Source organism: Ornithinimicrobium sp. F0845 (assembly GCF_023015765.1).
Lineage (GTDB): Bacteria > Actinomycetota > Actinomycetes > Actinomycetales > Dermatophilaceae > Ornithinicoccus.
In genome coordinates, this window is sequence record NZ_JALKAL010000002.1 from 252032 (window position 1) to 277774 (window position 25743).

General features: G+C 70.0%; 19 protein-coding genes. 6 read left to right on the forward strand and 13 right to left on the reverse strand.

Going from position 1 to position 25743, the window contains the following annotated elements; all coding sequences use genetic code 11:
* The first annotated feature begins 50 nt into the window (after positions 1-50).
* On the forward strand, positions 51-332 hold the full coding sequence (locus MWU75_RS04470; protein ID WP_247088482.1) for a helix-turn-helix domain-containing protein: 282 nt from the start codon (positions 51-53) through the stop codon (positions 330-332).
* On the opposite strand, the gene MWU75_RS04475 is transcribed toward MWU75_RS04470, so the two are convergent.
* The gene (locus MWU75_RS04475) at positions 309-869 is read right to left on the reverse strand and encodes a hypothetical protein (RefSeq protein ID WP_247088483.1); all 561 of its coding nucleotides are present in this window, start codon (positions 867-869) and stop codon (positions 309-311) included. The two genes, MWU75_RS04470 and MWU75_RS04475, sit on opposite strands and share 24 nt — an antisense overlap.
* 192 nt (positions 870-1061) lie before the next feature.
* Between MWU75_RS04475 and MWU75_RS04480 the strand changes: the two genes are divergently transcribed.
* Both MWU75_RS04480 and MWU75_RS04485 read left to right on the forward strand, forming a co-directional pair.
* The gene (locus MWU75_RS04480; RefSeq protein ID WP_247088485.1) at positions 1062-1847 is read left to right on the forward strand and encodes a LysM domain-containing protein; all 786 of its coding nucleotides are present in this window, start codon (positions 1062-1064) and stop codon (positions 1845-1847) included.
* Positions 1844-2395 carry an Rv3235 family protein gene (locus MWU75_RS04485; protein ID WP_247088487.1) on the forward strand — a complete coding sequence of 184 codons (552 nt, stop codon included), beginning with the start codon at positions 1844-1846 and terminating at the stop codon, positions 2393-2395. Before MWU75_RS04480 ends, MWU75_RS04485 begins: the two co-directional genes overlap by 4 nt.
* 105 nt (positions 2396-2500) lie before the next feature.
* Here MWU75_RS04485 and secA read toward each other — a convergent pair whose 3' ends face one another.
* From secA to kynA, 12 genes are all read right to left on the reverse strand, one after another.
* Positions 2501-5245 carry a preprotein translocase subunit SecA gene (secA, locus tag MWU75_RS04490; protein WP_247088488.1) on the reverse strand — a complete coding sequence of 915 codons (2745 nt, stop codon included), beginning with the start codon at positions 5243-5245 and terminating at the stop codon, positions 2501-2503.
* A 146-nt stretch (positions 5246-5391) separates the two neighbouring features.
* Positions 5392-9279, reverse strand: coding sequence for an ExeM/NucH family extracellular endonuclease (locus MWU75_RS04495; protein WP_247088490.1), 3888 nt, complete (start codon positions 9277-9279; stop codon positions 5392-5394).
* Between the two features lie 173 nt (positions 9280-9452).
* Positions 9453-10649 carry a crosslink repair DNA glycosylase YcaQ family protein gene (locus MWU75_RS04500; RefSeq protein ID WP_247088491.1) on the reverse strand — a complete coding sequence of 399 codons (1197 nt, stop codon included), beginning with the start codon at positions 10647-10649 and terminating at the stop codon, positions 9453-9455.
* A 64-nt stretch (positions 10650-10713) separates the two neighbouring features.
* A complete protein-coding gene (raiA, locus tag MWU75_RS04505; RefSeq protein WP_247088493.1) occupies positions 10714-11406 on the reverse strand; it encodes a ribosome-associated translation inhibitor RaiA in 693 nt (230 codons plus the stop codon).
* Positions 11407-11570: 164 nt separating this feature from the next.
* Entirely contained in the window at positions 11571-12443 is an 873-nt protein-coding gene (locus MWU75_RS04510) for a phosphoribosyltransferase family protein (protein ID WP_247088495.1), read from the reverse strand.
* Positions 12444-12728: 285 nt separating this feature from the next.
* Positions 12729-14582, reverse strand: a complete 1854-nt coding sequence (locus MWU75_RS04515) for an LpqB family beta-propeller domain-containing protein (RefSeq protein ID WP_247088497.1) — start codon at positions 14580-14582, stop codon at positions 12729-12731.
* Positions 14579-16351 carry an MtrAB system histidine kinase MtrB gene (gene mtrB / locus MWU75_RS04520; protein WP_247088499.1) on the reverse strand — a complete coding sequence of 591 codons (1773 nt, stop codon included), beginning with the start codon at positions 16349-16351 and terminating at the stop codon, positions 14579-14581. The genes MWU75_RS04515 and mtrB overlap by 4 nt, the downstream gene beginning before the upstream one ends.
* 4 nt (positions 16352-16355) lie before the next feature.
* The gene (mtrA, locus tag MWU75_RS04525; protein ID WP_281496798.1) at positions 16356-17033 is read right to left on the reverse strand and encodes an MtrAB system response regulator MtrA; all 678 of its coding nucleotides are present in this window, start codon (positions 17031-17033) and stop codon (positions 16356-16358) included.
* Between the two features lie 9 nt (positions 17034-17042).
* The gene (ahcY, locus tag MWU75_RS04530) at positions 17043-18509 is read right to left on the reverse strand and encodes an adenosylhomocysteinase (RefSeq protein ID WP_247088500.1); all 1467 of its coding nucleotides are present in this window, start codon (positions 18507-18509) and stop codon (positions 17043-17045) included.
* 197 nt (positions 18510-18706) lie between these two features.
* Entirely contained in the window at positions 18707-20095 is a 1389-nt protein-coding gene (locus MWU75_RS04535) for a mycothione reductase (protein WP_247088501.1), read from the reverse strand.
* 472 nt (positions 20096-20567) lie between these two features.
* Positions 20568-21812 carry an aminotransferase class V-fold PLP-dependent enzyme gene (locus MWU75_RS04540; RefSeq protein WP_247088502.1) on the reverse strand — a complete coding sequence of 415 codons (1245 nt, stop codon included), beginning with the start codon at positions 21810-21812 and terminating at the stop codon, positions 20568-20570.
* A complete protein-coding gene (gene kynA, locus MWU75_RS04545; RefSeq protein ID WP_247088862.1) occupies positions 21805-22647 on the reverse strand; it encodes a tryptophan 2,3-dioxygenase in 843 nt (280 codons plus the stop codon). Before kynA ends, MWU75_RS04540 begins: the two co-directional genes overlap by 8 nt.
* 184 nt (positions 22648-22831) lie before the next feature.
* On the opposite strand from kynA, the gene MWU75_RS04550 reads away from it, so the two are divergent.
* From MWU75_RS04550 to MWU75_RS04560, 3 genes are all read left to right on the forward strand, one after another.
* The gene (locus MWU75_RS04550) at positions 22832-23446 is read left to right on the forward strand and encodes a hypothetical protein (RefSeq protein ID WP_247088503.1); all 615 of its coding nucleotides are present in this window, start codon (positions 22832-22834) and stop codon (positions 23444-23446) included.
* 100 nt (positions 23447-23546) lie between these two features.
* Positions 23547-24386 (forward strand): ABC transporter ATP-binding protein, encoded by an 840-nt coding sequence (locus tag MWU75_RS04555; RefSeq protein WP_247088504.1) that lies wholly within the window; start codon positions 23547-23549, stop codon positions 24384-24386.
* Positions 24383-25723, forward strand: coding sequence for an FtsX-like permease family protein (locus tag MWU75_RS04560; protein ID WP_247088505.1), 1341 nt, complete (start codon positions 24383-24385; stop codon positions 25721-25723). Before MWU75_RS04555 ends, MWU75_RS04560 begins: the two co-directional genes overlap by 4 nt.
* Positions 25724-25743 lie beyond the last annotated feature (20 nt).

Genomic DNA, 25743 nt, shown 5'->3' on the forward strand with positions numbered 1-25743 from the left:
CCCCGTCAAGGTTCGCCACCCGGCGTCCCGGACACCGTAGGAGTTCCCCGTTGGAGAAGCGGTTCCTGACCCTGGCCGACGTCGCCGAGACCCTCAACATCACCATGGCCCAGACCAAGGCCCTGGTGCGCAGCGGGTCGCTGCCCGCTGTCAAGATCGGAGGACGCGGCATCTGGCGGGTCGAGGTCAGCATGCTCGAGGACTACATCGAGCGGATGTATGCCGAGACCCGGGAGACCATCGCCCGTCTGACCGACGAGGTGGACGGGTCCACGAGCAGCACGGGCGGGTCGAGCGACGAGTCCGGGTCAGCTGCGGACGACACAGACTAGCGACGCGTAGGGGATGGTCACCACGGAGTGGACGTCCCGGTTGCGCCGCGGGAGGTCGTCCGGGTGGGTGCTGAGGTCCAGGTGGTCGGCTCCGACCCGGTCGATGGTGCCCACGCTCCCGCCACCTTCGACGTCTCGGACCCGCACCAGCGCCCGGTCGCGGCTCAGCGCCCGCAGGGCGTGACGGAGATCGAGCGACCGCTGCACGCGGCTGCGCCGGCCCGGGTCTGACCGACCCGAGAGGCCCTGCACCGTCAGCAGGCTCGCCAGGACCACGAATGCCTCGCGCCCATGCTGCGCGTCGCCCTCTCGGATGAGCAGCCAGTCCTGCGCCACCTCATCGATCGTGCCCTCGACCGTGACACCGCCGCGCAGGCCCAGGCGGATCATTGCTCCGGTGTCGGCGATGAGGCGCTCGGTCAGACGCACCCGGCCCAGGCTCGCGCGGGTGTGCTCGGCCACCTCCCCCTGCAGCTCTGCCGCCTCCTGCGCAGCCAGTTGGGCCTCAAGGTCGTCGAAGAGATCGCTCCAGGGCATGAGCCCGATTGTGCCCGACCCGCGCCCGGCGGTGCCCTCATCCACAGGACGATCCACCCCTTGCCCCACGTCGGGTCGATGCGCTCTAATGGTCGAGAACACACGCAACTGAACGCAAGTGAACGCATCACGGACTGTGGAGGGGCCATGGACACACAGCGACTCGGCACGGGGCGAGGGGTTCGCCCACCCATGTCTGAGGCGGCGGTCGGCCTGGGCGCCGCAGTCCTGGGGGTGGCCGCCGCCGCGACCCTGTCGGTGCTGGCTCTGGCCTGTGGGCGCCACCTGCGACGGCAGTGGGAGACCGGGCTCCTCGACGACCCCCTGGTGGTCAGTCACGGTCTCGAGACGATCGCCGTCGCCGGCGCGGGGCTGGTTGCCGGCTGGTTGGCCGCGCTCCTGCTCGTCGGTGCGGTCGCGAGTCTCCCCGGGCGCTCCACAGCACCACTGCGATCCGGGGCGGCTCACCTGGCACCACGGCTCGCCCCGAGGGTGTCCGCCGTCCTGATCGCGGTTGCGGCAACGGCGCTCCCGGTGGGGTCCGCCCACGCGCAGCCGTCCGACTCCTCCCACGGGCCGAGGGTCGAGTTCGGCCACGTGCAGCCGTCCGACCCCTCCCACGGGCAGACCGTCGGGTCCGGCCAGCCGGGGGGCGCGCCCGCACCGGCACCTGATCCCGCACCCCGTGCGCCTGAGCCGGGCTGGCGCCCCACGACACCACCAGCCTCACCCGATCCGTCGGCGATCACCCTGGTCAGCCGAGGTGGCGCACAGCCCGACTCGGTCGTGGTGCGGGCCGGTGACACGCTGTGGGACATCGCGGCGCGCCACCTCGGTGACGACGCGGACGCCGGGGCTGTCGCCGCGGCCTGGCCCAGGTGGTATGCCGCCAACCGCGCGACGATCGGCGACGATCCGGACCACATCCTGCCCGGGACGCACCTGGTCCCCCCGGACCCTGCCGAGGTGACCCCGTGAGCGCGCAGCCAGCGGTGTGCTCAGCGCCCCGACCGGGCCGGGAAGGCACACGCCCCGGTCACCTGACGGTCCTGCCCATCCCCGACAACGAGCCGCCGCCGATCCCCCACGGTCACGTCCAGACGGCGCCCGACCCCCGCTTCATCCAGGGCGCCCTTGCAGTGGACTTCCGGCGGGAGGGTCACGACCAACTCTTCGGCCCGCAGTCGACGGGGCGCCGGGACCTCCCGGACCCGGAGGTCTGGGCACGTCGGTTGATCACCGCGATCATCGAGGCCATGGACGGCCTGCGACCGAGCAACCAGTTGAACCGCTGGGTCGATCCCGCCATCCGCGACCGCATCATGCGCTGCGGCATCCAGGCCCGCCAGCGCAACCAGCGCCCGGGTGGGGCGCTGGTCGTGCGAGCCATGCGGGTGTGCGAGCCGGTCGACGGCGTCGCCGAGGTCGCTGCGGTCATCGGCTACCGCTCCCGCGTGCGGGCACTGGCCCTGCGGATGAGCGGCGTCGACGGCCGCTGGCTGATCACCGCACTCGAGATCGGCTGACCGGCTGATCGGCTGGCTGATCGGCTGACCGGCTGATCGGCTGGCTGATCGGCTGACCGGCTGATCGGCTGGCTGATCGGCTGACCGGCTGATCGGCTCAGCCGATCACCTGCCCTTGCGGGCCTTGCGGCGCTCGGCGCGGTTGCCGGACTGCCCCTTCTTGGTCTCCGCGCGGGTCATCGTCGCGCCGTCCGCGGAGACCCTCCGTTGCTCCACGGACCCGTCCTCCGAGGGTGCACTGTAGGTCAGGGCCGCGGCGGGAGTCGGCTTGGCATCGACCAGTCCGGCCAAGGCAGCAGGGACGCTTAGCCCGCCGGAGGCGTCCGCCTCCTGCGACTCGGGCTTCTTGACCTCGAGGCGGAAAAGCGAGCTGACCGCGTCCTCCTTGATGGCCTCCATCATGGCCTGGAAGAGCTGGTAGCCCTCGCGCTGGTACTCCACGATGGGCTCACGCTGGGCCATCGAACGCAGCCCGATGCCTTCCTTGAGGTAGTCCATCTCATAGAGGTGCTCGCGCCACTTGCGGTCCAGCACCTGCATCACCACACGACGCTCGACATCTCGCATCTGCTCGGGCCCGACCAGCGCCTCCTTCTCGTCGTAGGCGTGCTGGGCGTCGGAGGTCAGCTGCTCGGCCAGCAGGTCGGGGGTCAGACCGCCGATGCCCCCCGCCATCTGCACGAGCTCCTCGGCGTCCAGGCTCACCGGGTAGACATTCCGGAGGTCCGTCAGCACCTGCTCCAGGCCCCGACCCTCCTTCTCAACCTCGTCTCCGACCAGCGACTGGGCGTAGTCGTCCACCACCTCGTTGACGAAGTCGCGAATCTGGTCCTCCATGTCCTGCCCCTCCAGGACCCGACGCCGCTCGTCATAGATCACGACGCGCTGGCGGTTCATCACGTCGTCGTACTTGAGCACGTTCTTGCGGGTCTCGAAGTGCTGCGCCTCGACCTGAGCCTGAGCGCTCTGGATCGACCGGCTGACCACCTTGGACTCGATCGGCACACTGTCGTCCATGCCGGTCGTCTGCATGACCCGATCGACGATGGCGGCGTTGAACATCCGCATCAGGTCGTCCTCCAGCGACAGGTAGAACCGGCTCTCGCCGGGGTCGCCCTGACGGCCGGAGCGTCCGCGCAACTGGTTGTCGATACGACGTGACTCGTGTCGCTCGGTGCCCAGGACATACAGGCCTCCGAGGTCGTGGACCTCCTGGTACTCCGACTGGACCGCGTCCTCGGCAGCCTTCAGCGTCTCGTCCCAGGCCGCTTCGTACTCCTCCGGCGTCTCCTCGGGGTCCAGACCCTGACGCTTGAGGTAGGCGACGGCCCGGAACTCCGGGTTGCCGCCGAGCATGATGTCGGTGCCTCGGCCAGCCATGTTGGTGGCCACGGTGACCGCTCCCTTGCGACCGGCCTCGGCGACGATGGAGGCTTCACGGGCGTGCTGCTTGGCGTTGAGCACCTCGTGCGGGATACCGCGCCGTCGGAGCTGCTCGGACAGCAGTTCGGACTTCTCCACCGAGGTGGTGCCGACCAGGACCGGCTGGCCCTTCTCGTGGCGTCCAGCGATGTCCTCCACCACGGCGTCGAACTTTGCCTTCTCGGTGCGGTAGATGAGGTCGGACTGGTCCTTGCGGATCATCGGCCGGTTCGTCGGGATCGAGACGACGCCGACCCCGTAGATCTGGTGCAACTCAGCGGCTTCGGTCTGGGCCGTGCCGGTCATGCCGGAGAGCTTGTCGTACATGCGGAAGTAGTTCTGCAGGGTCACCGTGGCCAGGGTCTGGTTCTCGTTCTTGATCTCGACCCCCTCCTTGGCCTCGATCGCCTGGTGCATACCCTCGTTGTAACGACGCCCGGCCAGCATGCGACCGGTGTGCTCGTCGACGATCATGATCTGACCATCGACGTTGACGTAGTCCTTGTCCCGCTTGAACAGCTCCTTCGCCTTGATCGCATTGTTCAGGTAGCCGATCAGGGGGGTGTTGGCGCTCTCATAGAGGTTGTCGATGCCGAGGTAGTCCTCGACCTTCTCGATGCCAGACTCCAGCACGCCGACGGTCCGCTTCTTCTCGTCGACCTCGTAGTCGCCCGTGCCGTCCGTCCCGCGCGTGAGGCGCTGGACCATCGTCGCGAACTCGGTGTACCAGCGGGCTGACCCGCCGGCCGGCCCGGAGATGATCAGCGGGGTGCGGGCTTCGTCGATGAGGATCGAGTCGACCTCGTCGACGATGGCAAAGTGGTGGCCGCGCTGGACGAGGTCCTTGGTGGCCCACGCCATGTTGTCGCGCAGGTAGTCGAAGCCGAACTCGTTGTTCGTGCCGTAGGTGATGTCCTTGGCGTACTCCGCACGCCGCTCGTCCGGGGTCATCTTCGAGAGGATGACCCCGACCTCGAGACCGAGGGTCCGGTGCACACGGCCCATGAGCTCGGCCTGGTACTCGGCCAGGTAGTCGTTGACGGTGACCACGTGGACGCCCTCGCCGGTCAGGGCGTTCAGGTAGGACGGGAGGGTGGCTACGAGGGTCTTTCCCTCACCGGTCTTCATCTCGGCCACGTTGCCCTGGTGCAGTGCCGCCCCACCCATCAGCTGCACGTCGAAATGGCGCTTGCCGATGGTGCGGACCGAGGCCTCCCGCACCGCCGCGAAGGCCTCCGGAAGCAGCTGGTCGAGCGTCTCGCCGTCCTTGAGGCGGGCGCGGAACTTGTCGGTCTCCTCGCGGAGCTCAGCGTCGGTCAACCCCTTGAAGTCCTCTTCGAGGGCATTCACCTGCTGCGCGATGACCTCCAGACGGCGCAGGGTCTTGCCCTCGCCTGCACGCAGCAACTTCTCGAAAAACTTGGGCACGGAGTCTCCTGACACGTCGTCGTGGCCACGTGAAACCGCACGCGGACCTCAAGGACAGGCTAATCGCCGACGGGGTTCCTTCGGAAACCGAGGTGGGGCGCCACCGGCTCAGCCGGTGACGCCCCACCCTCTAGGTCCTGCGCCTGCTACGGGAGGAACAGTGCCTCGATGGCGGTCTGGACCGCCTCCGCGATCGCCACCGTGCCACCGAACAGAGTCACCGTGCTGGGCTCGCGCTCCACCAGGGCGGTGCCCGTGACCTGCGGCAGCTCGTCCTGCTTGGTGAGCAGCAGCGGGCTTGACTCCAGCCCGGCCAGTGCCGCCCCGGAGAGCGCATCCGGGAAGACCTGGCCCGAGGCGACGAACACGGTCTCGGACGGAGCGATGCGCGAGGCGACTGCTGCGGCGGTGCCGTAGCGATCCTCGCCGTGGACCCGCTCGACGGTCGTGGCGTGACCCTCCAGCTCCGTCACGACATCGTCACTGATCGCGCCCGACCCACCCAGGACCACGATGTGGTCCGGGTTGAGCGCCTCGATCGCGGCGATCGTGGCGTTCGGCAGGTCACCTGGCTTGGTGAGAACGATCGGATCGTCCTCGAGACCGGCGAGCGGCCCTGCGGCCAGCGAGTCCGCGAACTCCAGGCCGGAGGCGACGTAGACAGTGTCGACGTCCGCTGCGGTGAAGCGCGCCTGAGCCAGTGCCGACGCCGTGGCGTACCGGTCCACCCCGGAGATCCGAACCACGGCGGCACCGGTGAGTGCCGCCGTCTCATCCAGCACGTCGTCGCTGACCGCCGCCTCCCCGCCGAGCACGAAGACCTGCTCCGGCTGGAGGGACTCCAGGGCCGCCGTGGCTGCGTTGGGCAGCCCGTTGGCCCTGGTGAGCAGCACCGGCGCTCCGTCACGGACCGCAGGAGCGGTGCCGGTCAGTGCGTCCGGGAACTGCTGACCGCTGGCCAGGTAGACCGTGCCGACGTCACCGAACTCAGCGGCGATGTTCGCCGAGGTCGCATAGCGATCGGCGCCCGCGAGGCGGTCCACGACCACCGGGTCAACCGTCCCGGCCAGGGCCAGCCCCACGAGGACCGGATCGTGGTCGGAGGACCGGAAGGCGTTCTCCTCGAACAGTGCGTCCTGCTCGTCGGGCTTGAACGTCATGTCGTAGTCCAGGACGCTCGGCTCGTCGGCGTTGATCTTCCACGCCTCCGTGCTGGTCACCTTGTCGGACAGCGCCTCGTTGGCCATTGCGTAGTCCAGGTAGCCCAACTGCCCGTCGAACACGTAGGAGTACTCGAGCTCGCCCTGGTGGTCCAGGAGCAGATCGGAGTAGCCCGCCTCCAGGAAGACGTTGATCGGGTCCTCCTTGTCGTAGGAGTTCAGGTCACCGATGATCAGCGTGTTCTCGGCACCGGTGCCGGTCGGGTCACCGGCCAGCCAGTCGACCATCGCCTCCGCGGCGTCGGTGCGCACCCCGTTGCAGTTGCCCGCCCACGGGTCCGTCGGGTCTCCCACGTCGAGGCAGTCTGAGCCCTTGGACTTCAGGTGGTTGACCGCCACCGTCACCTGCTCGCCGGTGGCGTTCTCCTCGAACGTCTGCGCCAGGGTCGGACGGTTCTTGTCGTCCAGGAAGCGCGGGTCGTCCACGGTCGTCAGGGTGGCGAAGTCGCCGACCGGGGTGACCGTGGACGGCTTGAAGATGAGGGCCGTCGTGATCTCGTCCGTCCCGATGGTCCCGGTCTCCAGGTAGTCGTAGGTGTCCGTGCCGATTGCCTCGTTGAGCGCGGCGGTCAGGGTCTGCACCGCGAGGTCGTTGTTGTTCTCGATCTCGATGAGACCCACGACGTCGGCGTCCAGCTCGGCCAGGGCGGCCACGATCTTGACCTCCTGACGATCAAACTCTGCCTGATCGTTCGCCCCACGGCTGTTGAACGTGGTGAAGTAGTTCAGCACGTTGAACGAGGCCACCGTCATGGTGCTGTCGCCCGTGTCCGGCACCGCCGTCGGGCGGGGATTGGCCTCGGTGAAGACGGCGTCCTCGGTGGGCTGAATACGGTAGAGATCGAACCGGTAGTCCATCACTCCGGTCAGGTCGGTGATGGTGTCACCGCCACGGAAGGTGTGCTCCAGGGTGAACTGTCCACCGGCGGGGTGGCGCAGGAAGGGCGGGTTCTGCGAGCTCAACCCGTCATCGATCGTGATCCCGTGTGTCGCGTTGTGGTCGCGGATCGCAATGGCCTCGGCGGAGGCCGGCGGGGCCAGCGCGGTGGGCTGGAACTGACGCGCAGTGTCCAACCCGGTGCCAACAACAACCTCGCCGAAGCGACCGTAGTTGAAGTACTCCAGGATCGACAGGTCAGCTGGGAAGGTGACGTACATGCCCTCGACGGCCTCCTTGTCGGCGTCCGTCATCGGGAACTCAAGGACGGTCGGCTCGGGGAGCTCGGCACCCACGGCGCAGACCTGGATCGTGGGCGACCCGCTGATCTGGGTCTGCCCCTCGAACTCGCCGGCGGTGCTGGTGACGCGGACCTGGTCGCCCACCGCGACGCCAGCGGCGCCGGGGGCGAAGACGAAGACGCCGTCGGAGGTCGCCGGGTTGCCGTCGCCACCGTCCTGCACGTAGAAGCCGTTGAACCCGCCGTCCTGGAAGTCACCCACGACAATGCCCTCGATGGTGACCGGCCCCGGCATCGGAGTGGCGTCACCCTCACCCTGGACCTCACCGATCAGCGTGGCGGGGTCGCCGCACTCACCGCCCGGCGGCAGGGGCTCCTCCTCGTAGACCTCGTTGGGCTCACCTGGGGTGTTCCAGGCCTGCCCCGGGACCGGCGTGCCCTCCCCGCCGATGCCCGCGAGGTTGAAGTCGTTGCGGACCCAGTCGGCAGTGGTGTCGGTGTCGGCACCGTCCGGGATGCGTGACGCACCGCCCGGGGCGAAGGCGGCCCCGTCGTAGGAGACTCCGAGGACCGTCTCGGAGTAGGTGGCGTCGCCCGCATCCCCGTCGTGCACTGAGACGGAGTCCAGCACAGTCAGCCCGGTGTCGTCGTCGAGGACACCGTCGTTGTCTGCGTCAAGATCTACCTGATCCGCGAAACCCTCAACCAGCAGCAGGGTCACGGTGCCGTTCTCGACCCGGTCTGACGGGAGGTTGAGAGACCAGAAACCTTGCGAATTGGTCGAACCCAACGGGTCAACGGTGTCGACGTTACCCAGCGCTGAACTGCTGTCCCCTTCCACCTGCAGGATGGCCAGGTGCGAGTAGTCGGTCTCCGGCTCGCCGTAGACCTCGTAGAACTCAACATCCACGCCAGTTGTGCTGATTGAGAACTCGTTGATGACCGGCGCCTGCGGCTCGACCGCCCCGCACTCCGCGTAGTGCAACCCGAGCCCGTTGAAGGTGTCCTGGGGGAACCCGGCCCACTCGACCGCCGGGTCGAAGTCATCATCGGTGATGGTGTCCCCGGTGCAGATCGTGGGGAGTCGACGGAGGGTTGCATCAACCGTAATCGTGGGCGGGGTCCCCCAGGACGAGCCTGGATCGAACTCGACCTCACCGAACGAGTCGACCACTGTGGCGGGTTCGCCCTTCACGAGCACGTACGTGTCGTCGCCATTGTGCGACAGGGCGCCCGAGGTCTGGTTGATCACCATGACCGGGATGAGAGTCTGGCCGGTGTTAGCGATGACGTGAACCCCACCGGCCTCGATGGTCCCGGTGAGGGGTATGGAGGTGAAGCTGGAGTTGCCGTTGGAGTAGAGCCGGAGGACATAGCCCCCGGCTTGCAGGTCGACGGCGGCATTCGTGCCGTTATAGATCTCGATGGCTTTGTTGTTGCTGGACCCCTCGACATACTCGCTGATGAACAGGTCCTCGGCGGCTGCGGGAGCAGCGGCCGCTGGGGTGGGGGCAGCAGGGACCCGAGTGGCCCCCGGAGTCAGCGCGGTGGCAGCGCCTGGGGCGAGCGCCCCGGCAATGGCGACGGACGCCGTCGCGGCAAGCACCGCGCGGGTCCGTCTGGTCAGTCGTGACATGTGTTGTCCTTCGCAGTTCCGACACGGGAAGAGCCACCGGATGATGGGGCCTGAGGCGGACCCTAGCCGCCAGCAGTGACACCTGGGAAGACCTTGAGCCGTGTCGTCGGTGAACGGTGGGTGCCCTCACGGTGGCGCACGGCCGGGCCACGGGGTGGGTCGTGGGTTCCCGCTCAGGCACGCTCGACGCGGTCCAGACCCAGCCAGGTCGCCAACTGACCCAGCTCCTCCCTCAGCTCGGCTTCCGCCCTCGGCGGCGCCCCGGACTCCAGGTGCGTCCGCCGGACCAGCAGCCGGCCGGCAGCCCGGTCAGCCTTGACGTCCACCCTCGCCACGAGTTCCTCCCCCAGCAGGAACGGCAGCACGTAGTAGCCGAAGACCCGCTTCGGCTCCGGCACATAGATCTCGATCCGGTAGTGGAAGTCGAAGAGCCGCTCGGTGCGGGCCCGCTCCCAGACCAGCGAGTCGAACGGACTCAGCAGGGCCCGCGCGCGGACCGACCGGGGCCGCCGCGCCGCGGCGTCGAGGTAGGCCGGTCGGTCCCAGCCCCGGACGGTCACCTCCTCTACCTCCCCCAGCCGGACCAGCTCCGCCAGGGCCGGACCGGCCATCGACTGCTTCACCCGGAAGTAGTCGCGCAGGTCCGCTGCGGTGCCGATGCCGTGCGCCCGGACCGAGCGTCGCAGCAGCTCGACACCAGACTCGAACTCGTCCGGCGCCCCCGGCTGCCCGGGAGCGCGAAGCAGCACGTCTGGGGGAAGGACCCAGGAGGGATCGGCATACCGCCGCTCGAACTGGCTGTTGCGCCCCGAGCTGACGATCTGGCCCCCCCAGAACAGGTGCTCCAGGCACTCCTTGACCAGCGACCAGTTCCAGCCCCAGTTCTCACGGGTGCGGACCTCGCCGTGCTCCACGAGGGCGTCCACCTCTCGGGCCGTCAGGGGTCCCTGCTCACGGACCACCTCGCGCACCGTCTCCAGGACCCCCGGGTGCTCCCGCGCCACGCGTCGGCTCCAGGAGTTGTCGTCCGCGGTGGCCATGCGGAACCCCAGGTAGGGCCAGGTCTCCGGCGGGACCAGGCTCGCGACGTGCGCCCACGTCTCGACCAGCCGGCGTGGAGCGCGCGAGCGCGGGCCGGTGCCGTCCCGCGCACGGTCCAGCAGCGCCGTGTCGTAGGGCCCGAGCCGAGAGAAGAAGGGGAGGTACTGGCTGCGCGTCACGACGTTGACGCTGTCGATCTGGATCACCTGCAGCCGGTCGATGACGCGCTGCACGTGCCGCATGGTGGGGACTGCGGGCCGCGGAACGGTGAAGCCCTGGGCCGCCAGGGCGATCCGTCGAGCCTGTCCGGCCGTCAGCTCAGCTCGCATACGCCGAACATAGACGAGGGCCCCGACACAGTCGGGACCCTCGCCTACACGTCAGTGCCGCAGGTCACCCCACAGCGGCGGTCTGCGCTTCCGCGGGCTCCTGCTCGGTGTCGGTGGACGGCGCCAGCCGCAGCACACCGTAGGACCAGCCGCGTCGGCGGTAGACGACGCTCGGCTGGTCGGTGTCGGCATCGTGGAAGAGGTAGAAGTCGTGGCCCACGAGCTCCATCTCGTTGAGGGCCTGTCCGGTGGACATCGGCTCGGAGGCATGCACCTTCTCGCGCAGCTCGATCGGGCTGTTCCCCTCGGTGCCCAGAGCCTGGGCCACTGCCTCCTCCGGGTCGTCGGGCACGCCGTTGACGGAGTCCTCGGACGGCAGGCTGGTGGGCAGCGGGTCGGTCGGGAGCCCGAACGTCGCCTCGGCGACGGAGGGCTTGCGGTGCTTGCCGGTGTGACTGATCCGGCGACGGTCGTTGGACCGGCGGAGGCGCTCCAGGAGTCGGGTCATCGCCAGGTCGAGGGCGGCATAGTCCTCGTCGGCGCAGGCCTCGGCGCGGACCACGGTCCGCTTGATGTAGCAGGTGATCTCCACGCGCTCGCTCTCCTTGGACTGCCGCGGGTTGCTCTCGTGCGTGAGCACCACATCGGTCCGGGAGACCCGCGGCGCGAGCTGCGGGATCTTGTCGAGCTTTTCCTCCAGGTGGCGGCGGAAGCGGTCGGACACCGTCTTCTTCCGGCCGGTCACGGTGATTTCCATAGGATCCTCCTCGAGCTGCTAAACAGTGCTGAACCGTGGGCTGTCTCGGCCCTCTACCCGTCCGGCACCACCTCCTCGCGGCGGCTCCCCAGTCGCCTCTCACAACGCTTGTGGTCACCTCGTGCGGTGACCGTCAGGCGCTGGGGGCTTCCCATAAACAGACACTAGCCCGGTTCCCTGCGGAAAGTAAGTCGGGGCTCCGTGTCGCCACCACCCAGCGGCGCGAACGTGGCCACACGCTGCTCCGGGCCGGTCAACGGGAACGGGGGAACACTGCCGAGACGATGGTCCTCGGCAGTCGCCACGACGGGAGAGGCGGGGCCAGTATGTCGTTGCGTCGCTGCCACCGTCGCCGCCAGGACGCCGGTGGCCCCCGCCGCGGACAGCGCGCGGGCAGCCTCCGTCAGGGTGGCCCCGGTGGTGATCACGTCGTCGACGACGACACAGCACCCGCCGCGAACCTGCTGGACGAACCGGGGCGCCACCGTCATCGCGCCCGCCAGGTTCCGTGCCCGGTCCTGGCTGTCCAGCCCGGCCTGGTCGGCCACCCGCCGCGCGAGGCGCAGGGCGGGCACGACCCGCGGCCGGTCCGCCGGCGGGAGGGCAGCAAGCGCCCGGCGGATCAGGGACTGCAGCGGGCGGTCGCCGCGCCGGCGGACGTTGGACCGGGCCGACGGGGTCGGGACGAGGACCACTGGCCTCCCGTCCGGGCACGCCAGCAGAGCCGCGAGCAGCGCCTCGGTCAGCGGCGGTGCCAGCACCCGCGCCAGGTCCCGGCGGCCGTTGTCTTTCCAGTTGACCAGGCCCGCCCGCACGGCACCCTGGTAGGCCAGGGCCGTCCACACCACGGGCAGCCCGGGTGGCGCCGGCGTGGGCATCCACCGGTGCGGGGCAGGCGCGCCCGCCAGCGCGCGCCCGCAGTCCGCGCACCAGGGCATTCCCTGCCGGTCGCACCCGCCGCAACGGGTGGGCAGCACCAGGTCGCCCGCCGCAGCGAGCAGTCCGTCACGCAGGCCGTTGAGAAGTCCACCTGGCATCCGTCCAGTCTCGCGGCGCGGGCCACCGCGTACGGTCTTCTCCCCCGAGCCTGTGGACGGCCACGCCCGCAGCGCACGGGCGGTGGACGGAGCTGACCGGCCACTCCGGAGAGGACGGGCGAGGCGCAATCGGCGCCAGCGAGCGAGCGCTCAGGTGCCGGGGAAAGGCGCTCGCGCAGCGCGCGTCTTCGAGCGCCCTCGCGTTCTTCGAGCCGACTGCAGTCGGCTCGGGGATACGGGGCACGCTCGAAGACGACCGCGAGGGGTCAGAATGCGCCCGAGCGCTCAGGTGCCGGGGATGATGACGTCGTCACCATTGCGTCCGATGCCCCAGTCGTTGCGGTCCTGGGTGTAGATGCGTCCCCGCTCGCTCAGCACGATCCGGGCGGCACCCTCGTCAGAGGGCACGGCGCGCACCTCGGTCGCCTGCGCGACCAGCCGCAGGGGCTGGAGCCACCCGCCGATGTGCACGACGAATGGCCGGTCCGAGGTGTCCGAGGCCTGCGTCCCGAGCACGAACAGCTCGGTCTGGGAGGACCAGACCGCCGAGCTGACGCTGGTCAGGGTCGGCGCGACCCAGTACGGCTCGGTCAGCGCCGTGGCCCTGCCGTCCTGGTCCCGCACGATGCCGGTGATGCCGATCTGCACCTCCTCGGTGTCCATGTCCTCCAGCACGATCAGGGCCCGGCGGTCGTCGGCTGCGGGGCGGAACTCGGTCACCTGCTGGTCCGGGTCCAACCACGGCGCCTCGAGCGGCCGGGCCACCGCCTGGCTCAGGCTCTCGCTGCGGGAGATCACCCAGACCCGGGGGCCGGTCGTGGACCGCCCCGCCACCCACAACCCGTCGGAGCGGTCGAAGGAGGGCGTGGTCAGCCCGGTGCCGACCCCCTCCATCTCGACGTCGACGTCGTTGCGCCACCGCCACAGCGTCTCGCGGTCCACCGACACTCCGGCGAACTCCTCGACGTTCTCGTCGGTCGCCAGCTGCTGCCAACGGATCGGCACGTCCGGCAGGTCATCCTCGATGCTGAGGTTGTCCTGCAGCTGGTAGTGGTGGGGCATGACCGGTGTGAGCTCCACGGAGATGCGCAGCAGTCCGTAGGGCACCGACCACTCCGCCGCCTCGAACCCGGTCGACGCCACGTCAGAGAGCGGGTTCTCCACGCCCTCGACCTCCAGCGGCCGCCCCGAGCTGCGCACCAGCACGTTGTTCACTCCCGGGGCCTGCCGCAGGGTCTGCGTGAACTGGGCCAGCAGCTCACGCTGCTGCATGGGCGAGCTGCCGATGGCCAGACCCCGGAGGTCGACCGTCGCCGTCTGTGTGGCCGGGTCGACCGGGACGGCGCTGGCGACCAGCTGCAGGTTCTCGGAGATCCCGGTGGTCGCGGCACCGTCCAGGTACTCCGGGACTCGGCCGATCTGGGCCGTGGCCAGGCTGGTGGCCAGCCCGTCGCCGCGGGGGAACCACCGCACGTCGGGGACGAACACGCCGGTGTCCGGCGTCACGTAGTTGATCGAGGCAGAGGTGTACTGCTGCTCGAACGCCGTCTCCGACAGCCACACCCCGTCGCCACCCTCGGGGAAGCCCGCGATGCGCCACTCGCCAGCCACCTGCTGCATGGTGAACCGGTGGGTCTGCTCCGTGCCGCGGGGCACCTCGACGAGGTAGCCGTCCTGGTCGACCGACCCACGCACGCTGACCTGGGCCGCCACGGTCTCGTCCTCCTCCGTGGCGGTCAGCTCCGGCTCCCCGTCGTAGATCAGCACGCTGCTCGTGGGACGCCACTGGCGCGCCAGATCACCGGTGAGGAAGGACCGCGCCACCTCGTGGTCGTCGGCGAAGCTGCTGCTGGCCCGGAGGAAGCTGTCCACGATCTGCTCGGGCGAGGCATCGGCCTCCGGTCCGACCGGGAGGGCCTGCACGTTCTGGACAGGGGCACCCTGGACGGGCAGGCCGGGGCGCACGGTGTCGCTGGTGGGCAGACCGGCACAGGCCGACAGCGCGAGCAGCACCGGCAGTATGACGACGAGCAGGCGGGTGCGTAGCGGCCGGCGGGCGCTCCTCTGGCGGGTCATCGACTGGCGGGTCATCGACTGGCGGGTCATCGACTGGCGGGTGATCAGCTGGCGGGCGCTCATGTCGAGGACTCCTTTCCGGCGCGGCCGCGTGCCGTCGCGGCCTTCTCCAGCGGTTCGGTGCGGGTCGCGGCCGCGTCGGTCCCGGCCGGGCCCGAGTCGGTGGGGCCCGAGTCGGTGGGGCCCGAGTCGGTGGGGCCCGAGTCGGTGAGGCCCGAGTCGGTGAGGCCCGAGTCGGTGAGGCCCGAGTCGGTGGGGACCGGGTCGGTCGGGAACGGGACCGGGCCGGGCTCGTCCGCGATGGGCGTGTCCTGTCTCCGGGGCAGCACGAGCCGGAAGGCGGCTCCCTCGCCCGGGGCCCCGGCCACCTGCAGGTAGCCTCCGTGCAGCTTGGCGTCCTCGAGCGAGATCGCTAGCCCCAGCCCGGTGCCGCCGGTCGTCCGGTTGCGCGCCGGGTCACTGCGCCAGAACCGGTCGAAGACCATGGCAGCCTCCTCCGCGGTGAGTCCGACGCCGTGGTCCCGGATGGTGACCGCCACCGAGTGCTCCCGTTCCTCCAGGATGACGTCCACCGGCTTGCCCTCCCCGTGGTCGAGCGCGTTGGCCATCACGTTGCGCAGGATGCGGCTGACCCGCCGCTGGTCCATCTCCACGAGGACGGGCTCGTCCGGCACCCGGACCCGCACCTCGGAGCCGGTGTGCGCGGACAGCGCCGTCAGCGCCTCGAGCACCTGGGTGACGACCCCGGCCAGGTCGACCCGGTCGATCTCCAGGTCGGCCGCGCCAGAGTCGTAGCGGCTGATCTCGAGCAGCTCGGTCAGCAGGTCCTCGAACCGGTCCAGCTCCTCGTAGAGGAGCTCGGCGGACCGGGCGACCGGGCTGGAGAAGTCATCCCGTGCGGAGTAGAGAACCTCCCCGGCCATCTGGATCGTGGTCAGCGGGGTGCGCAGCTCGTGGGACACGTCGGAGACGAACCGCTGCTGCAGCATCGACAGGGTCTCCAGCTGCCGGATCTGGCTCTGGATGCTGTCGGCCATCGTGTTGAACGCCATCGCGAGCTGGTCCAGCTCGTCCGAGCCGCGGACCGGGAGCCGTTCGTCCAGATGTCCTCGGGCCATCTGCTGGCTGACCCGGGCGGCCTGTCCGACGGGGCTGGCGACCATGCTGGAGGCGACCCACCCGACGGCTCCCATGAGGATCAGCAGAGCCAGTCCGCCAACGGCGAACCACTGCCGGATCAGGTCGAGTGTGGCCTGCTCCCGCTCCATCGGGTAGATCAGGTAAAGGTTGTGCGGCCCCGCCCGGGAGATGTCCACCCGGGCACCGACGATCACCGAGGCGACTGCCTGGTCGCTGGTGCTGAACTCGACATCGGTCACCATCACCTGCTGGTTGCGGGGGTCCTCCTCGAGCGCGCCGACCAGCTGCTCCGGGATCTCATCGGGCTCGACGTCGTCGGAGGCCAGGGTCGCGATCCGCGCGTCGCGGTCATTGCCGAGACTGCGGGTGAGCACGCTGCGGCGCTGCGCCTGGTCCGCCGAGGCGACCTGGCCCTTGATGATGTCGTTCGCCGTGGCGTTCAGGCTGCTGTCGTCACTGCGGCTCATCGCGTCGAACGACGCCTGGACGCTGCGGACCTCCTGCGCGGCGTCGGCCGTCGCGGCCGTCACGGCCTGCCGGACCAGCCCCTCGGCGACCTGTCCGAACAGAGCGGTGCCGACGAGGACCGTCACGACGGTGCCGAGCAGCATCGTGGTGATGATCACCCGCAGCCGGAGGGAGGAGCGCCACCAGGCGACCACTCCCCCGGCGCCCTGCGCGGGGGTGCTCATGTCCTCAGGCCGGCCCGGCCTTGTAACCGACCCCACGGACGGTCAGCACGATCTGGGGATTCTCCGGGTCCTTCTCGATCTTGGCCCGGAGCCGCTGGACGTGGACGTTGACCAGACGGGTGTCCCCGGCGTGGCGGTAGCCCCAGACCTTCTCCAGCAGCGACTCGCGGTCGAAGACGTGGTTGGGTCGGCTGGCCAGCGCGACGAGGAGGTCGAACTCGAGCGGCGTCAGCGGCAGCTCCACGCCCTCCCGCTTGACGGTGTGGCCCGCGACGTCGACGACCAGGTCGCCGACGCTGAGCTGGGACGGCTCGCGCCGGTCACTGCGCCGCAGGCGGGCCCGGATCCGGGCCAGCAGCTCCTGCGGCTTGAACGGCTTGACGACATAGTCGTCGGCTCCGGCCTCCAGGCCGGCGACGACGTCCTTGGTGTCGGTGCGTGCGGTGAGCATCACGATCGGGACGCCGGACTCCGCCCTCAGGTGACGGCATACTTCCACGCCGTTGAGAGTGGGCAGCATGACGTCGAGCAGGACCAGGTCGGGCCGGAACTCGCGGAAGAGCGCGACGGCCCGCCCACCGTCGGCGCAGTGCGCCACCTCGAGACCCTCCTTGCGGAGCACGATCCCGAGCATCTCGGCGAGGGCCTGGTCGTCATCGACCACCAAAACGCGTGCGTTCAACTTCTCACCTCAGTAGCGGTAGTGCTCCGGCTTGAACGGGCCGGAGACGTCCAGGCCGAGGTACTCAGCCTGCTTCTTGGTCAGCTCGGTCAGGTCCGCCCCCAGCGCGCCCAGGTGCAGGCGTGCCACCTCCTCGTCCAGCCGCTTGGGCAGGACGTGGACGCCCACGGGGTACTCATCGGGGCGGGTGAACAGCTCGATCTGGGCGAGCGTCTGGTTGGCGAAGGAGTTGGACATCACGAAGCTGGGGTGGCCCGTGGCGTTGCCCAGGTTGAGCAGGCGGCCCTCGGACAGCACGATGATCGACCGCTCGGCACGGGCCGGGGTCTCCCCGTCGGCCTCCTGCGCCGGGAGGGTCCACTCGTGCACCTGTGCCTTGATCTCGGTCTTGCGCACGCCCGGCACCCGGGACAGACCCACGAGGTCGATCTCGTTGTCGAAGTGGCCGATGTTGCCGACGATCGCCTTGTCCTTCATCGCGAGCATGTGCTCGGGGCGGATGACGTCGCAGCACCCGGTCGTGGTGACGAAGAAGTCGCCGATGCCGACGACGTCCTCCAGCTGGGCGACCTGATAGCCCTCCATGGCCGCCTGCAACGCACAGATCGGGTCGATCTCGGTGACGATGACCCGTGCGCCCTGGCCGGCCAGCGCCTCGGCGCAGCCCTTGCCGACGTCGCCGAAGCCGCAGACCACGGCAACCTTGCCGCCGATCAGCGTGTCGGTTGCGCGGTTGATGCCGTCGATGAGGCTGTGTCGGCAGCCGTACTTGTTGTCGAACTTGGACTTGGTGACCGAGTCGTTGACGTTGATCGCCGGGAACAGCAGGTCGCCGGTCTCGTGCAGCTGGTAGAGCCGGTGGACACCGGTGGTGGTCTCCTCCGTGACACCACGGATCCCCTCGGCGATCGTGGTCCACCGGGTCGGCTGGGACTCCAGCGTCGCCCGCACCGTGTTCAGGATGACGGCATACTCCTCGCTGTCCTCCTCGGTCGCCGTGGGTACGGCGCCGGCCCGCTCCCACTGGCGGCCCTTGAGGACCAGCAGCGTCGCGTCGCCGCCGTCGTCCAGGATCATGTTGGGGCCCTCGTCACCGGGCCAGTCGAGGATCTGGGTGGTGCACCACCAGTACTCCTCCAGCGTCTCGCCCTTCCAGGCGAACACCGGGACTCCCTGCGGGTCCTCCGGGGTGCCGGTCCCCACGACGACGGCCGCCGCGGCCTCGTCCTGCGTGGAGAAGATGTTGCAGGAGGCCCAGCGGACCTTGGCCCCGAGCGCGACGAGGGTCTCGATGAGCACCGCCGTCTGCACCGTCATGTGCAGCGACCCGGCGATCCGAGCACCGGCCAGCGGCTGGGTCGAGGCATAGCGCTCGCGCAGGGCCATCAGCCCGGGCATCTCGTGCTCCGCCAGACGGATCTGGTGCCGCCCCGCGGTCGCGAGGGACAGGTCCTTGACCTGAAAGTCGAACGTCATCGTCGGGTGCTCCGTCGGTCGGGGTCCGCGGCGCGGTCTGCCGCGTGGCTGGTCAACGGGGCCGGTCACGTTCCGGTTCCCCGCCTGCCCATCCTACGTTCTCTTGCGCCACAGACCGCTTTGTGCGCACCCAGGCTGCTCTCCCAGGCTTCTCGCCCCGGCACCCGGAGCAGCCACACATCGCACCTGAGCCCGTCTCACAACCCGAGCAGCGCGTTCTCCACGACCTCCGCGAGGGCCGGATGGATCCAGAACTGGTCCCGGGCCACCTCATGGGCCGGCTGCTCAAAGGCCATCGCGTGGATGACCGTCTGGATGAGGGTCGAGGCGTGCGGGCCCATGAAGTGTGCCCCCAGCACCAGACCCGTCGAGGCGTCCCCGATCAGCTTGACGACACCGGTCGTGTCCTCCATCGCCCAGCCGTAGGCGGTGTCCCCGTAGCGCTGCACCTTGACGGTGACGTCGTGGCCGGCCTCCCGGGCCTGCTCCTCGGTCAGGCCGACGGTGGCCACCTGCGGGTGGGTGAAGACGGCGGCCGGCACATTGGTGTGCACGAAGCTGCGCAGGTCCTCGGGGTGCACCAGGTTGTGGGCCACCACCCGCGCCTCGTGGTTGGCCAGGTGCTTGAGCTGCACCGGCGCGCTCACATCACCGAGCGCCCACACTCCAGGGGCGCTGGTCCGACCGTGCTCATCGGCGACCACCCGGCCGTCGGGGTGCAGAGTCACCCCTGCCACGTCCAGCCCCATGCCGTCGCTGTTGGGGACCCGGCCCGTGGCGACCAGGAGCACGTCGACGTCGAGCGGGCCGCCCTGGTTCAGCTCCAGGCGCACGCCGGAGTCGGTGCGGGTCGCTCCGGTCACCTCGGTGTTCAGCCGCAGGTCCCAGTGCTGCCGAGCCTGCTCGGTGAACAGGAGGCTGATCTCACGGTCCAGGCGGTGGTGCAGCAGCCGCTCGCTGCGCTGCAGGTGAGTGACCCGCACGCCGAGCGCGGAGAACACGTGCGCGAACTCGGCCCCGATCACGCCCCCGCCGACGATCGCCATGGACTCCGGCAGCTCCTCCATCCGCATGACCGTGTCAGAGGTGTGGAAGGGCACGCCGGACTCCTCGATCACCCCGGGGACCGTCGCCCTGCTGCCGGTTGCGATGACAACCTGCTCCCCGGTGATCCGGTGGCGCTCGCCGACGGTGTGCTTCCCGCCCGGCTGGGTGATCTCGACCTCGAGCTCGCGGTCGCCCACGAAGGTGGCGTGGCCCAGGTACGCGTCAGTGTTGGGGCCGTTGACCCGGTAGTCCCGGCCGCTGTCGGAGATCGGATCGATCCGACCGAAGACCCTGTCCCTGATGTCGGCCCAGCGGACGCCGTCCAGCGTGGCGTCCACGCCGTAACGATGCGCCTCGCGGATCGTCGTGGCGACCTCCGCCGCGTAGACGAACATCTTGGTGGGGATGCACCCCACGTTCAGACAGGTGCCACCGAAAACACCGCGCTCGACGACGGCCACCTTCTTGTCCGCGAAGTCCTCGGTGACCAGGGAGTTGCCGGAGCCGGTGCCGATGATGATGAGGTCATAGTCCGCCACGCCCACAGACTACGGTCCCGTCCCACCCAACCGTGCGCACGGTGAGGACCCACCAGCGCCACCCAGCGCGTGGCTGAGACGCGGAGCCGTGTGGACTCCGTGCCAGCCACGAACCCGAGCCCCCTCTGTCGACTCCGTGCCCGCGTGTGCACGAACCCGAGCTCCCTGTGTGGACTCCGTGCCCGCGTGTGGCCTTTGGTCCCTCTACGGGGTCAAAACCCACACACGGGAACAGAAGCCACACACAGGACCGTGCGCAGGCACGAACCCGAGCCTCCTGTGTGGACTCCGTGCCTGCGTGTGGCTTTTAGTCCCTCTACGGGGTCAAAACCCACACACGGGAACAGAAGCCACACACCGGACCGGCGGGGAACGACCTCGGGTCATGCGTCCGGCGCCAGGGCCCGCGCCCGGCGTCAGGTCATGCGTCCGGCGTCAGGGCAGCGTCTGGGGGTCAGGTCACGTTCCGGACTCAGGTCAGCTGCTGCCGGATCGCCTCCAGCCCGGTTGCCACCTCGGCAAAGCTCGTCGACAACGGAGCGAGCCCCAGCCGGAGTCCGTCGGGCGCGCGGAAGTCCGGGATGACACCCTCCTGCCACAGCCGCCCGTTGACCTCGCGGAAGTCAGGTCGTCGGATCGTGATGTGCCCGCCCCGCCGCTCGTGCTCCCGCGGCGAGGCGATGGTCACCCCGAGCGCAGCCGGCCAGGACTCGACGATCCGCCAGGCGAGGTCGGTCAGCGCGAGCGACTTGGTGCGCACGGCTCCGATGCCGGCCTCGGCCAGCTGCTCCACGGACAGTCGTAGCGGGACCATGCTGACCACCGGCGGGGTGCCGCTGACCAGGGAGCGGACGCCCGCCGCCGGCTGGTAGCCCGGCCCCATGAGGAACGGGTCGCGCCGGCCCATCCAGCCCTGGATCGGCTGCTGGAGTATGCCGTGGTGCCGGCTGGCCAGGTAGGCGAAGGCCGGCGACCCGGGACCGCCGTTGAGGTACTTGTAGGTGCAGCCGACCGCGCTGTCCACCTCCCACGCATCCAGCTCGATCGGCACCGAGCCGGCCGAGTGGCACAGGTCCCACAGGACCAGGCCGCCGCTCTCGTGCACGAGCCGGGTGATCGCCCGTGCATCGGCGAGGTAGCCCGAGCGATAGGCGACGTGGCTCAGCAGCACGACCGCGGTCCGCTCCCCCACCACCTCGGCCACCTGCTCGACGGTCACCCCGGAGGCCGGGTCCGACTCGATCCACACCAGCTCCAGGCCACGCTCGGCGGCCACTCCCTCGGCGACGTAGCGGTCGGTCGGGAAGTTGTCGGTGTCCACCACGATCTGGGTCCGCGCCGGATCGGCCGCTACCTGGCCGTCGGCGAGCGCCCGCAGCATCTTGTAGAGCATGACGGTGGTGGAGTCCGCCACGACGGTCTGCCCGGCGGCAGCCCCGAGAGCCGCTGCCGCCACCAGGTCACCGGTCTGCTCCGGCCACCGCATCCAGGCCTCGTCCCAGCCGCGGATCAGTCGGGTCCCCCATTCCTGCTCCACGAAGCGCGCCAGCTCCTGCGCGGTGCCGCGCACCGGACGCCCGAGGCTGTTGCCGTCGAAGTAGGCCCGCAGCCCCTCGGCCGGTTCGAAGCGCTCGGCGAAGGGGGCGAGCGGGTCCTGCGCGTCGAGGTCGGCGGCGACCGCGGACCAGTCCTCGGTCGTCACGGCACGCTCACTCATGGTGGTATCCCTCCGGGGTGACGTCCTGGATGCGGGACCGCACGGCATACAGCTCGGGAAAGAAGGTGAGGTCCAGCGCCCGCCGCAGGAAGGGCACCCCCGATGAGCCACCCGTCCCCCGTTTGGACCCGATGATCCGCTCCACCGTCTTCAGGTGCCGGAAGCGCCAGAACTGGAAGTTGTCCTCGACGTCGATGAGCTCCTCGCACAGCTCGTAGACGCCCCAGTGCTGCTCGGGGTCGGCGTAGATCTGCCCCAGCAGCTCGACGAGCCCCTCGTTCTGCTCGTGCGGCCGCGACCAGTCCCGGTCGAGGAGCTCGGCCGGCACGGCGTAGCCCTGCCGGGACAGCCAGGCCAGCACCTCGTCATACAGGCTGGGCTCGTGCAGCAGGGCCGACAGCTCGGCGTGCACCGCAGCGTCGTGCTCGAAGACGCGCAGCATCTCGGCGTTCTTGTTGCCGAGGATGAATTCGACGCAGCGGTACTGCCAGGACTGGAAGCCCGAACCGGTGGCCAGGAACGAACGGAACTGGGCGTACTCGCTGGGCGTCAGCGTCGCCAGCACGGTCCACTGCTCGGTCAGCACCGTCTGGATGTCCTTGACCCGGGCCAGTCGCTTCAGCGCCGGCCGCGGGTCGTCGGCCCGGATCAGGTCGCGGGCGGAGCGCAGCTCGTGGAGCATCAGCTTCAACCACAGCTCGGAGGTCTGGTGCTGGATGATGAACAGCATCTCGTCGTGCCGGGTGGGCACCGAGCGCGGGTGCTGCGCGGACAGCACCTTGCCCAGGTCGAGGTACTCCCCGTAGGAGAGGTTGCGGGCGAAGTCGCGCTCGATCCCCTCCTCGAGATCCCGCTGGGCAGTATGCCGTGGCTCCGGTTGGTCGGGGACCGTCCGGTCTGACCCGGGTTGGCCGGGCGCACTCTGGTGGGACACGCAAACCTCCTCGTCGGCGCGGGGTCCCAACGGTATCCTTCCCGGCCGGCTCCGCGCACGGGGCCTACAGTGACCAGCGTGAGCGATGGTCTGCAGCGGGCTGACGGTGGTGGCCGAGGACCTGCTGGCCATGGTCGAGCAGGTCGACCAGGAGACCCAGGACACGCACCGCCGGATCGCCCGCACCACGCTGGTGGCCCGAGTGCTCGCGGTGGCGGCGACCCTCATGGTGCTGGCCCTCCAGCAGGTGCTCTCCGGCTCCCTGGACCAGACCGCCACCTGGATCCCGCTGATCGACAGCACCATCGACACGGTAGTCTTCATCGGCATCGCGGTGCTCTTCCTGTGGGCCTTCCCGGAGCGCCGTGAGCGCAAGGGACTGCTGGCTCTCCTGCACGAGCTGCGGTCCCTGGCCCACGTGCTGGACATGCACCAGCTCACCAAGGAGCCGGGCCGGCTGCGGCCGGACTACACCCCGACGGCGCGGAGCCTGCCCAGCGACCTCACCGCGGGCCAGATGCAGGACTACCTGAGCTACTGCAACGAGCTGCTGTCGCTCATCGCCAAGACCGCTGCACTGTGCGCCGAGCGCACCTCGGACGGCACCGTGCTGGACACGGTCAGTGACGTCGAGACCCTCACCAGCGAGATCGCCACGAGGATCCACCAGAAGGTGGCGCTGCTGCAACCTCGGTCGTAGGCCCCGCCGCCCGCACCAGACCAGGGTCGCACCGCGCCCGACCACACATCAGGCCCGTGGTCCGACGCGCCGGGGGTCCGCTCTGCCGGACGCTAGAAGCATGCACTCATCTCCCTTCCCGTCACCCCTTCCCCCGTCGTCGGTCGGCTCGCCGTCCGTGCTCCCGTGGTCGGTCGGCTCGTCGTCCGCGAACCCGTCGGCCGTGCTCACCGCGCAGTCGGTGACGAAGTCGTACGGGCCGACCGTGGCCCTGGCCGGGGTGGCCCTCCAGATCGGGGCCGCCGAGTCGGTCGCCGTCATGGGCGCCTCGGGCTCGGGCAAGACCACCCTGCTGCACTGCCTCGCCGGGATCATCGCTCCCGATGCGGGCGCCATCACGCTGCTCGGCCCGGACGGTCCGCAACGGGTGGACACCCTCGGACCCGAGGGCCGCTCCCGGCTGCGCCGCCAGCACTACGGCTTCGTCTTCCAGCAAGGGCTGCTCCTGCCCGAGCTCACCGCGGTCGAGAACGTGGCCCTGCCGCTGCTGCTCGACGGCACGGACCGCCGCCGGGCGGAGGCCGAGGCCGCGCACTGGCTGGCCGTGCTCGGGCTCGCCGGCCTGGAGGCCCGCAGACCCGGACAGCTTTCCGGTGGCCAGCAACAGCGGGTCGCCGTGGCCCGCGCACAGGTCGGTGCACCGTCGGTCGTCTTCGCCGACGAGCCGACCGGCGCCCTGGACTCACGCACCTCCGAGCAGGTCATGACGGCCCTGCTGGAGACCACGACCGGGGCTGGCCGCAGCCTCGTCGTGGTCACGCACGACGAGCGGGTCGCCGCGTCGTGCGACCGCATCCTGGAACTGCGCGACGGGCTGGTCGTCCACGAGCGAGCCACCCTCCCCCAGCAGGATGCCCACGGCCAACAGGTGCTCGTCCGCGGGCAGCAGGTGGCCCGATGAGGACGGCGACCCGGCTGTCTTTCCTGCTGCTCCGGCGCGGCGGGGACGCGAGCCGGATGTCGCTGGCGCTGCCCGTCGTCGCCTTCGCGGTCGTGACCGCGCTGGCGCTGACCGTGCTGGGTGGGGCGCGGTTCTTCTTCACGATCGAGGGCATGGACGCCCCCATCTACCAGGCGCTCGCCGCGCTCGCGGTGACGCTCCTGCTCATCCCGCTGCTGACCCTGTGCGGGTCGGCGGCCCGGCTCTCCGCCCGGCGGCGTGACCAGCACCTGTCCACGCTGCGACTGCTCGGGGCGCCGACCCGGACGATCACCTCGATGACGGTCCTGGAGTCCACCGTGCTGGCTGCGGTCGGCACCGGCCTGGGGATCGTGGGTCATGTGGCCCTGGCTCCCCTCCTGGGGCTGCTCACCTTCCACGGCGAGCAACTCGGGGCCGGCAACATCCTGCTCGGGGTGGGCGGCACCCTGGCGTGCGCCGTCGGACTGCTCGTGATGGCCGCCGCCAGCGCGGTGATCGGGCTCCGCGGTGTGGTGGTATCCCCGCTCGGAGTACGCACCCGCTCCGAGGCCCCGCGCATGAGCTGGGCGCGCGCCGTGGCGGTCGTCGTGGCGCTGGGCGCCGGACTGCTGGCCTCGCAGGCGCTGCGCATCGACCAGGGCACCGTCGCCCTCGTGTCCGGGATCGTGGTGGCCTTCGGGCTCACCATGGCCGTCCTCAACCTCGTGGGGCCGTGGGTGCTCGGTCTGGTCGCGCGCGTCCAGGTCCGTCGGGCGGGAGGCCGGCTGGTGGCCGAGCGCCTGCTGGCCGCACGGACCGTGCTCGACGCGCCGAAGGCCGCCTGGCGGCAGGTCAGCGGCGTGGCCCTGACCTCCTTCGTCGCCGTCTTCGCCGGCGTCGGCGTGGCCGTCACGAACGTCATGGCCGCCGGTGCGGCGTCCACCGAGGAGGACCTCCTGCTGGTCGACCTGCGGACCGGCATCGTGCTGACCCTGGTCATCTCCTTCGTCACGGTGGCGGCCTCGGTCGCCGTCAACCAGGCCTCCGACATCCTGGACCGGCGCGAGCTGTTCACCAGTCTGGAGCGGATGGGCATGTCGCTGGAGAGCATGGACCGGGCGCGCCGCCGTGCCGTGCTCTCGCCACTGCGGGTGGTCGCGGTCGGCAGCGCCGCTGCCGCGGGCCTGCTAGTCCTGCCCCTGACCGGCATGGTCCTGCTCACGGACCCGCTGTCACTGGTCATCATCGTCGCGCTGCTCGCGGCCGGGATCGGTGTCGTGTGGCTCGCCCTGCGGGCCACCTCGCCGCTCCTGACGAGGGTGGCCTCCCGGGTCTGACCTGGCACACGGCATACTCA

What these genes read in the sequence shown, in the direction of transcription:
- MWU75_RS04475 (WP_247088483.1), bottom strand. Translation starts at nt 869, where the DNA reads ATGCCCTGGAGCGATCTCTTCGACGACCTTGAGGCCCAACTGGCTGCG.
- MWU75_RS04480 (WP_247088485.1), top strand. Translation starts at nt 1,062, where the DNA reads ATGTCTGAGGCGGCGGTCGGCCTGGGCGCCGCAGTCCTGGGGGTGGCC.
- MWU75_RS04495 (WP_247088490.1), bottom strand. Translation starts at nt 9,279, where the DNA reads ATGTCACGACTGACCAGACGGACCCGCGCGGTGCTTGCCGCGACGGCG.
- MWU75_RS04500 (WP_247088491.1), bottom strand. Translation starts at nt 10,649, where the DNA reads ATGCGAGCTGAGCTGACGGCCGGACAGGCTCGACGGATCGCCCTGGCG.
- raiA (WP_247088493.1), bottom strand. Translation starts at nt 11,406, where the DNA reads ATGGAAATCACCGTGACCGGCCGGAAGAAGACGGTGTCCGACCGCTTC.
- MWU75_RS04510 (WP_247088495.1), bottom strand. Translation starts at nt 12,443, where the DNA reads ATGCCAGGTGGACTTCTCAACGGCCTGCGTGACGGACTGCTCGCTGCG.
- MWU75_RS04515 (WP_247088497.1), bottom strand. Translation starts at nt 14,582, where the DNA reads ATGAGCGCCCGCCAGCTGATCACCCGCCAGTCGATGACCCGCCAGTCG.
- mtrB (WP_247088499.1), bottom strand. Translation starts at nt 16,351, where the DNA reads ATGAGCACCCCCGCGCAGGGCGCCGGGGGAGTGGTCGCCTGGTGGCGC.
- ahcY (WP_247088500.1), bottom strand. Translation starts at nt 18,509, where the DNA reads ATGACGTTCGACTTTCAGGTCAAGGACCTGTCCCTCGCGACCGCGGGG.
- MWU75_RS04540 (WP_247088502.1), bottom strand. Translation starts at nt 21,812, where the DNA reads ATGAGTGAGCGTGCCGTGACGACCGAGGACTGGTCCGCGGTCGCCGCC.
- MWU75_RS04550 (WP_247088503.1), top strand. Translation starts at nt 22,832, where the DNA reads ATGGTCTGCAGCGGGCTGACGGTGGTGGCCGAGGACCTGCTGGCCATG.
- MWU75_RS04555 (WP_247088504.1), top strand. Translation starts at nt 23,547, where the DNA reads ATGCACTCATCTCCCTTCCCGTCACCCCTTCCCCCGTCGTCGGTCGGC.
- MWU75_RS04560 (WP_247088505.1), top strand. Translation starts at nt 24,383, where the DNA reads ATGAGGACGGCGACCCGGCTGTCTTTCCTGCTGCTCCGGCGCGGCGGG.